General features: G+C 60.9%; 8 protein-coding genes and 1 tRNA gene. All 9 read right to left on the reverse strand.

Annotation, left to right across the window (positions count from 1 at the left end; translation table 11 throughout):
- Positions 1–65: 65 nt before the first annotated feature.
- A complete protein-coding gene (gene rpoB, locus E4T66_RS05565) occupies positions 66–4217 on the reverse strand; it encodes a DNA-directed RNA polymerase subunit beta (protein WP_136847910.1) in 4152 nt (1383 codons plus the stop codon).
- Between the two features lie 202 nt (positions 4218–4419).
- Positions 4420–4794 (reverse strand): 50S ribosomal protein L7/L12, encoded by a 375-nt coding sequence (gene rplL / locus E4T66_RS05570; RefSeq protein ID WP_136847911.1) that lies wholly within the window; start codon positions 4792–4794, stop codon positions 4420–4422.
- 59 nt (positions 4795–4853) lie between these two features.
- Positions 4854–5381, reverse strand: coding sequence for a 50S ribosomal protein L10 (gene rplJ / locus E4T66_RS05575; protein ID WP_136847912.1), 528 nt, complete (start codon positions 5379–5381; stop codon positions 4854–4856).
- Between the two features lie 232 nt (positions 5382–5613).
- Positions 5614–6309 carry a 50S ribosomal protein L1 gene (gene rplA, locus E4T66_RS05580; RefSeq protein WP_136847913.1) on the reverse strand — a complete coding sequence of 232 codons (696 nt, stop codon included), beginning with the start codon at positions 6307–6309 and terminating at the stop codon, positions 5614–5616.
- Between the two features lie 3 nt (positions 6310–6312).
- The gene (gene rplK / locus E4T66_RS05585) at positions 6313–6744 is read right to left on the reverse strand and encodes a 50S ribosomal protein L11 (protein ID WP_136847914.1); all 432 of its coding nucleotides are present in this window, start codon (positions 6742–6744) and stop codon (positions 6313–6315) included.
- A 108-nt stretch (positions 6745–6852) separates the two neighbouring features.
- Positions 6853–7386: a transcription termination/antitermination protein NusG gene (nusG, locus tag E4T66_RS05590; protein WP_136847915.1), complete on the reverse strand. Its 534-nt coding sequence runs from the start codon at positions 7384–7386 to the stop codon at positions 6853–6855.
- A 2-nt stretch (positions 7387–7388) separates the two neighbouring features.
- Positions 7389–7778, reverse strand: a complete 390-nt coding sequence (gene secE / locus E4T66_RS05595) for a preprotein translocase subunit SecE (RefSeq protein ID WP_136847916.1) — start codon at positions 7776–7778, stop codon at positions 7389–7391.
- Positions 7779–7819: 41 nt separating this feature from the next.
- A tRNA-Trp gene (locus E4T66_RS05600) sits at positions 7820–7895 on the reverse strand.
- Between the two features lie 74 nt (positions 7896–7969).
- Positions 7970–9163: an elongation factor Tu gene (gene tuf, locus E4T66_RS05605; RefSeq protein WP_136847905.1), complete on the reverse strand. Its 1194-nt coding sequence runs from the start codon at positions 9161–9163 to the stop codon at positions 7970–7972.

Here is a 9163-nt window from a genome sequence, read left to right on the forward strand (position 1 = left end):
TTGCGAAGGGTTTGTTGAAACCAGTGGGCAGGCCGGTGTGCGGCCTACCCACCCAGCGTTTGCACCTATTGGTTCTGCTCCAGTTCGATATTCAAACCGATTGAGCGGATTTCCTTGACCAGCACGTTGAACGATTCCGGCATCCCCGCAACCATGCGGTGATCTCCATCGACGATCGACTTGTACATGCGCGTGCGCCCATTGGTGTCGTCCGACTTCACGGTCAGCATTTCCTGCAGCGTGTAGGCCGCGCCATACGCTTCGAGCGCCCAGACTTCCATCTCACCGAAGCGCTGACCGCCGAACTGCGCCTTACCACCCAGCGGCTGCTGAGTGACCAGCGAGTACGGACCGGTCGAACGAGCATGCATCTTGTCGTCGACCAAGTGGTTCAGCTTCAGCATGTACATGTAGCCGACGGTGATCTTGCGCGAGAACTCCTCGCCGGTGCGGCCATCGGTCAGCTGTGCCTGGCCGGTGACAGGCAGGCCTGCGATTTCAAGCAGCTGCTTGATTTCGCTTTCCGCAGCACCGTCGAACACCGGTGACGCCACGGGCAGGCCGCCAACCAGATTGCGTGCCAGGCTCAGGACTTCTTCGTCGCTGAACTCATCGATGGCGACGCTCGCCACGCCCTTGCCGGCCTTGTTGTAGACCTGATCCAGGAACTTGCGCAGTGACGCGACCGCATTCTGCTGTTGCAGCATTTCATCGATCTTGCGGCCGATGCCCTTGGCCGCCCAGCCGAGGTGAACCTCAAGCAGCTGGCCGATGTTCATACGCGAGGGCACGCCCAGCGGGTTGAGCACGACGTCGACCGGCGTACCGTCTTCCATGTGCGGCATGTCTTCGACAGGGACGATCATCGAGATGACGCCCTTGTTGCCGTGACGACCGGCCATCTTGTCGCCCGGCTGGATACGACGCTTCACGGCCAGGTAGACCTTGACCATCTTCAGCACGCCAGGAGACAGCTCGTCGCCGGACTGAATCTTGCGCTTCTTGTCCTCGAAGCGCTTGTCGAACTCCGAGCGCATGTCCTTCAACTGCTTGTTGGCAGCTTCCAGCTGGTTTTGCGCATCGTTGTCCGCCAGACGGATCTCGAACCACTTGTCGCGCTCGATCGAATCCAGATATTCGGCATCGATCTTGGCGCCCTTCTTCAGCTTGTTCGGACCGCCATCAGCCAGCTTACCGATCAGGATTTTGCGCAGACGATCATAGATGTCGTCCTCGAAGATGCGCTGCTGGTCCGCAAGATCCTTGCGCACCTGGGCCAGTTCGCTTTCCTCGATCGCGAGCGCACGCTTGTCCTTCTTGACGCCTTCGCGGGTGAACACGCGGACGTCGATGACGGTGCCGTCCATGCCGGCCGGAACGCGCAGCGAGGTGTCCTTCACGTCGGACGCCTTCTCACCGAAGATCGCACGCAGCAGCTTCTCTTCCGGCGTCAGCTGGGTTTCGCCCTTCGGCGTCACCTTGCCGCACAGCAGATCGCCCGCCTTGACCTCGGCACCGATGTAAACGATGCCCGACTCGTCGAGCTTGCGCAGTGCCGCTTCGTTGACGTTCGGAATGTCCGCGGAGATTTCCTCGGGGCCGAGCTTGGTCTCACGCGCGACGCAGGTCATCTCTTCGATGTGGATCGTGGTGAAGCGATCTTCCTCGACCACGCGCTCCGAAATCAGGATCGAGTCTTCGAAGTTGTAGCCGTTCCACGGCATGAACGCGATCAGCATGTTCTGGCCAAGGGCCAGCTCACCCAGATCGGTCGACGGACCGTCAGCGACAACGTCACCGCGGGCAACCTTGTCGCCCGGCTTCACGATCGGCTTCTGGTTGATGCAGGTGTTCTGGTTCGAGCGGACGTACTTGACCAGGTTGTAGATGTCGACACCCGCTTCACCCGGCGTGGTCTCGTCATCGTTGACTCGCACGACGATACGCGCGGCGTCGACCTTTTCGACAACACCACCGCGGCGGGCCTGGATCGCATTGCCCGAGTCGACCGCAACGCGGCGCTCGACGCCGGTGCCGACCAGCGGCTTTTCGGCACGCAGCGTCGGGACTGCCTGGCGTTGCATGTTCGAACCCATCAACGCGCGGTTGGCGTCATCGTGTTCGAGGAACGGAATCAGCGCAGCAGCCACCGAGACGATCTGGCGCGGCGACACGTCCATGTACTGGACCTTGTCAGGCGTCATCATCGTGAATTCGTTCTGGAAGCGCACCGACACCAGATCGGACTTGAATGAACCGTTGGCGTCGAGATCCGAGTTCGCCTGCGCAATGACGTAGCGCCCTTCCTCGATCGCCGACAGATATTCGACCTCGTTGGTCACCTTGCCGTCGTCAACGCGGCGGTAGGCGGTCTCGAGGAAGCCGTACTCGTTGGTACGCGCATAGCACGCCAGCGAGTTGATCAGACCGATGTTCGGACCTTCCGGAGTCTCAATCGGGCAGACGCGGCCGTAGTGGGTCGGATGCACGTCGCGGACTTCGAAGCCTGCGCGCTCGCGGGTCAGACCGCCCGGTCCGAGGGCAGACACGCGACGCTTGTGCGTGACTTCCGACAGCGGGTTGTTCTGGTCCATGAACTGCGACAGCTGCGACGAGCCGAAGAACTCCTTGATCGCCGCCGAAACCGGCTTGGCATTGATCAGATCCTGCGGCGTCAGGTTCTCGGCCTCGGCCAGCGCCAGACGCTCGCGCACGGCGCGCTCGACGCGGACCAGACCGGTGCGGAACACATTCTCGGCCATTTCACCAACCGCACGGATGCGGCGGTTGCCGAGGTGATCGATGTCATCGGTCTGCTGCTCACCGTTGCGAATCGCGATGATCTCGCGGATCACCTCGATGATGTCCGAGTGATCCTTGCCGTACTTGGCAACCAAGCCCTTGGAAAAGTCGTCGGTGAAGGTCGACAGCAGCTGGCCGTCGTACACCACGCCGGGACCTTCGACGTCGTCACGGCGCAGGCGGCGGTTGAACTTCATGCGGCCGACCGCGGACAGGTCGTACTTCTCGGGAGAGAAGAACATGCCGTGGAACAGCGTTTCCGCAGCGTCCTTGGTCGGCGGTTCGCCGGGGCGCATCATGCGGTAGATCTCGACCAGCGCTTCGAGCTTGGTCTTGGTCGAATCAATGTTCAGCGTCGTCGAAATATACGGCCCCTTGTCGACGTCGTTGACGTACAGGGTCGGCACCTCGGCGATGCCGCACTCGCGGATCTTCGCCAGCAGGTTGGCGGTCATCTCAGTGTTGGCAGCTGCGATGACTTCGCCGGTGTCCTTGACGACCAGATCGCGCGCGATGATCTTGCCTTCGAGATACGAGTCCGGCACGTGCAGGCGCTTCAGCCCTGCCTCGGCGATCAGCTTGATGTGGCGCGCGGTGATCAGCTTGCCCTGCTCAACCAGCACCTTGCTGCCGTCGGTGATATCGAACTGCGCCTTCTCACCCTTGAGACGTTCCGGCACCAATTCGAGACTGGCGCCTTCATCATCGAGACGGAACACGTTCTGCTCGTGGAACAGGCCCAGCATCTGCTCGTTGCTGTACCCCAGCGCGCGCAACACCACCGTCACCGGCAGCTTGCGGCGGCGATCGATTCGCGCAAACAGGTTGTCCTTCGGGTCGAACTCGAAATCCAGCCACGAGCCGCGGTACGGAATGATGCGCGCGGAGTACAGCAGCTTGCCCGAGCTATGGGTCTTGCCCTTGTCGTGATCGAAGAACACGCCCGGCGAGCGATGCAGCTGCGACACCACGACGCGCTCGGTGCCGTTGATGATGAAGGTGCCGTGATCGGTCATCAGCGGCACTTCGCCGAGATAGACTTCCTGTTCACGCACATCCTTGACGCGCTTTTCCTTCGACTCGCGGTCGAAAATCACCAGACGCACTGTGACTTTCAGCGGCGCAGCGTAAGTCATGCCGCGGACACGGCACTCCTTCTCGTCGAACGCCGGCTCGTCAAAGCGATACTTGACGAACTCCAACGCTGCGGCGCCGTTGTATGACGCCATCGGAAACACCGACTTGAACGACGCTTGCAAGCCGACGTCGCGGCGCTTGGCAGGCTGAGCCTCTGCCTGAAGGAAGTGCCGGTAGGAATCGATCTGAGTCCCCAGCAGGTAAGGAATCTCCAGCGTCTCGGTAAGCTTGCTGAAGTCCTTGCGGATGCGCTTTTTCTCGGTAAACGAGTAGGCCATCGGATACCTCTATCGTCGGTTGCGCGTAATGCGCGTCTACAAATCCAAACCGCTGTGCGCTGCGCCGCTAAGGCACGTGCTCAGTGGTTTGGATTCGCCACTGCAAATCTGTACCGCTTCAGCGACGGCGAAAGGCCGGGAGCATTCGCTCCCAGCCTTTGCCGCGTACCGCTTGCAACAAATACAAGATCGGACCTGAGTCTTACTTCAGGTCGGCCTTGCCGCCGGCCTCTTCGATCTTCTTCTTCATCGTTTCGGCTTCTTCCTTCGACGCGCCTTCCTTCACGGTCTGCGGAGCGCCTTCGACCAGGTCCTTGGCTTCCTTCAGACCCAGGCCGGTCAGCTCGCGCACGACCTTGATGACGCCAACCTTCTTGGCTGCGTCGATGCCGGAGAGGATGACCGTGAACTCGGTCTGCTCTTCAACCGGGGCGGCGGCAGCAGCCGGACCGGCGGCGACCGCAACCGGAGCGGCGGCGGTGACGCCGAACTTGTCTTCCATCATCTTGACCAGATCGACCACGTCCATCACGGACATGCTGGCGATCGCGTCCAGAATTTCTTCTTTCGTTGCCATGTTTCAAAAACTCCAATAAAGTGTGGAAAAGCCAGATTTTGGAACGTGAACCGGATCGCTTACGCTGCGCCCTTCTGATCCGCGACGGCCTTGACCGTACGGACGAATTTCACAGTGGGCTCGGCCAGAGTCCGAACGAACTTGCCGATAGGCGCCTGCAGCGTGCCCATGAGCATGCCGATGGCCTGCTCCTTCGTCGGCAGTGAGGCCAGACGGTCGAGATCGGCGGCACCGTACAGCTTGCCTCCGACAGCGACAGCCTTGACGACCATCACATCGTTGTCCTTGGCGAAGTCCTTGATCAGGCGGCCGACCGAACCCGGATCCTCAAGAGAGAACCCCAGGACCAGCGGACCAACCAACGCCGGCGTCAGGCACTCGAATTCAGTACCTTCCACCGCCCGCCTGGCCAGCGAGTTCTTCACCACGTGCAGGTAGACGCCGCTTTCACGGGCCTTTGCGCGCAGCTGATCGAACTTGCCGGCCGACAGGCCGCGATACTCGGTTGCAACAGCCGAGAACGCGCGCTTGGCGACTTCGTTCACTTCCGCAACCAGGGCTTTTTTGTCATCCAGCCTGAGAGCCATCAGAACTCCTAGTTGCTTTCCATCAAAGGGCTGTCGCCGTGCAGCTTCCGCTGCAGGCTTCAACCCGCGGTTTGGTGCTCAAGACACCGTCTGCGTATGCGGCCTTTCAGCCTTTAACCTCCAGAAGCCGGGGCTTCCTTCGTACATACGGTCTCCGACGTATGGCTTTCGCCACACTTCAAAGTCATCGTGGGCGCCGGCGCTGCAAGCTGCGCCGGCGCCCGAATCCTGCTTATTCCGGCAGCGAGTTGACGTCGACGCGCAGGCCCGGGCCCATCGTCGTCGAGAGCGTCATCTTCTTGATGTAAACACCCTTCGACGTCGCCGGCTTCGCCTTGCGCAGATCGCGCACGACTGCAATCAGGTTGTCCTTCAACTTGTCGTCGTCAAAATCGACTGCGCCAACCGAGCAATGAATGATGCCCGCCTTGTCCGTGCGGAACTTGGCCATACCGGCCTTCGCGTTCTTGACCGCAGTAGCGACGTCCGGCGTCACCGTGCCGGTCTTCGGGTTCGGCATCAAGCCGCGCGGACCCAGCACCTGACCCAGCGCACCGACGACGCGCATCGCGGACGGCTCGGCAATCACAACCTGATAGCTCAGATCACCGCCCTTCATTGCCGCAGCGAGGTCATCCATACCGACGGCATCAGCGCCCGCGGCCTTGGCTTCCTCAGCCTTGGCGCCCTGCGCAAACACCGCGACGCGGACCGACTTGCCGCTGCCATGCGGCAGCACGGTCGAGCCGCGAACGTTCTGGTCGGACTTCTTGGCATCAATGCCGAGATTCACCGACATGTCGACCGATTCCTTGAACTTGGCGGTCGCGCATTCCTTGATGAGCTTGATCGCCTGGTCCAGGTCATAGACCTTGGCGGCTTCGAGCTTGGCCGCAGCGGCCTTCTGACGCTTCGTGATCTTTGCCATGGCTTACTTCTCCACCACGTCAACGCCCATCGAACGGGCGGAACCGGCCACCATCAGACAGGCGGCGTCGAGACTGCCGGCGTTGAGATCTTCCATCTTCAGCTTGGCGATCTCTTCGACCTGGGCGCGGGTGATCTTGCCGACCTTCTTGGTGTTCGGCGTCGGCGAACCGGACGTCAGTCCGATGGCCTTCTTGATCAGCACCGACGCCGGCGGCGTCTTGGTGATGAAGGTGAACGAACGGTCCGAATAGACCGTGATCACGACCGGAGTCGGAATGCCCGGCTCCATCTTCTGCGTGGCCGCATTGAAGGCCTTGCAGAATTCCATGATGTTGACGCCGTTCTGACCCAAGGCGGGTCCGACCGGCGGCGCCGGGTTGGCCTTGCCTGCAGGGATCTGCAGCTTGATGTAGGCCGTGACTTTCTTTGCCATGACAGCTCCTAAGTGGGTACGAACGCCGGTGAAGGCTCCCCGATCAACATGTCATGAGCAACTTTGCAGCGCGGCCGCGGATGATCCGCCGACCCCGCCGCACGTCGCTCACCCTTTCTCGACTTGCGAGAATTCCAGCTCAACGGGCGTTGCACGCCCGAAAATCAGCACCGCCACGCGCAGGCGGTTCTTTTCGTAGTTGACCTCTTCGACCACGCCATTGAAGTCCGCAAACGGACCTTCCTTGACGCGCACCGATTCGCCGGGCTCGAACAGCGTCTTTGGACGCGGCTTTTCGACCGACTCGGTCACACGGTTGAGAATCTTCTCGGCTTCCTTGTCGGAAATCGGCGCCGGCTTGTCCGGCGTCCCGCCGATGAAACCCATGACCTTCGGCGTCGACTTGACCAGATGCCAAGTGTCTTCGTTCATGTCCATCTGGACCAGAACGTATCCCGGAAAGAATTTGCGCTCGGTCGTCCGCTTGACGCCGTCCTTGATCTCGACGACTTCTTCAGTCGGGACCAAGATGTCACCGAACTGCTCCTGCAGGCCGGCGCGCGTGATGCGCTCCTTGAGCGCCTTCATGACACTGTTTTCGTACTGTGAGTACGCGTGCACCACATACCAGCGCATCGTCATCGTCACGCTCCCCTTCCAGTCAGCGCTTCGACGCCCCACAGCAACAGCGAGTCAAGCCCCCACAGCAGCAGCGCCATCACCAGCACGACGACCGCAATCATCAGGGTGGCCTGAACACTCTCCTGGCGGCTGGGCCAGACGATCTTGCGCAGCTCGATGCGCGAACCAACGACATAGCCCCACAGCGACTTGCCCAGCTCGGCCTGATAGGCCAGCGTCAGCGAAAGGCCCAGCGATGCGAGCAGGATCAGCGTTCGGATCAGCGCATTGAACTGCGGATCAAAGTAATAGAACGCGAACATGCCGCCCACCAGGGCAGCTGCGGAAAGACCCAGCAATGCCGTGTCTTTGTGCGCAGAAACGGCTTTTTGTTCAGAGGTATGGACGTCCATCAACCATTGGTCCGGCCCTGCAGTCCAACGCTGATCTAGAGTGGCAGGGCGGGAGGGTTTCGAACCCCCAACCTGCGGTTTTGGAGACCGCCGCTCTACCAGTTGAGCTACCGCCCTAGCGCGAGGTACTACAGGAAGCCAAAAAGGGGCGCGGATTTTATGGAATCCGCGCCCACAAGTCAAAGAGTGGCTTATTCGACGATCTTGGTAACGACGCCGGCGCCGACGGTACGACCGCCCTCACGGATGGCGAAACGCACGCCTTCTTCCATCGCGATCGGGTTGATCAGCTCAACCTTCATCTGCACGTTGTCGCCCGGCATGACCATTTCCTGCTCAAATTCGATCGAGCCGGTCACGTCCGTCGTGCGGAAGTAGAACTGCGGACGATAGCCCTTGAAGAACGGCGTGTGACGACCGCCCTCTTCCTTCGTCAGCACGTACACCTCACCCTCAAACTTCGAGTGCGGGTTGATCGAGCCGGGCTTGCACAGCACCTGGCCGCGCTCCACGTCTTCTTTCTTCGTGCCGCGCAGCAGGACGCCCACGTTGTCGCCCGCCTGGCCCTGGTCCAGCAGCTTGCGGAACATTTCAACGCCGGTCACCGTCGTCTTCACGGTCGGACGGATGCCGACAATCTCGACTTCCTCGCCAACCTTGACCACGCCGCGCTCAATACGCCCCGTCACCACCGTGCCGCGGCCCGAGATCGAGAACACGTCTTCGATCGGCAGCAGGAACGGCTTGTCGGTTTCGCGCTCCGGCTCCGGAATCCAGGTATCGATCGCGTTGTACAGCTCTTCCAGCTTCGCAACCCACTCCGGCTCGCCAGCAATCGCCTTGGTCGCCGAACCACGGACCACAGGCGTGTTGTCGCCGTCGTAGCCGTACTTGCTCAGCAGATCGCGAACTTCCATCTCGACCAGCTCAAGCAGCTCTTCGTCTTCGACCATGTCGCACTTGTTCAGCCACACGACGATCTTCGGTACGTTCACCTGCTTCGCCAGCAGAACGTGCTCGCGCGTCTGCGGCATCGGGCCGTCAACCGCCGACACCACCAGAATCGCGCCATCCATCTGCGCCGCACCCGTGATCATGTTCTTCACGAAGTCCGCGTGTCCCGGGCAGTCAACGTGCGCGTAGTGACGGTTCTCCGTCTCGTACTCCACGTGCGAGGTCGCAATCGTCAGAATCTTCGTCGAGTCACGACGTCCCTGCGATTCCGATGCCTTCGCAACCTGGTCGTACGGAACGTACAGACCGCCAAACTTGTCCGACGATACCTTCGTCAGCGCCGCCGTCGTCGTCGTCTTGCCATGGTCCACGTGACCAATCGTCCCCACGTTAACGTGCGGCTTCGTACGTGCAAATTTTTCCTTGGACAT

It is taken from the genome of Sinimarinibacterium arenosum, from assembly GCF_005047655.1.
Classification (GTDB): domain Bacteria; phylum Pseudomonadota; class Gammaproteobacteria; order Nevskiales; family Nevskiaceae; genus Solimonas.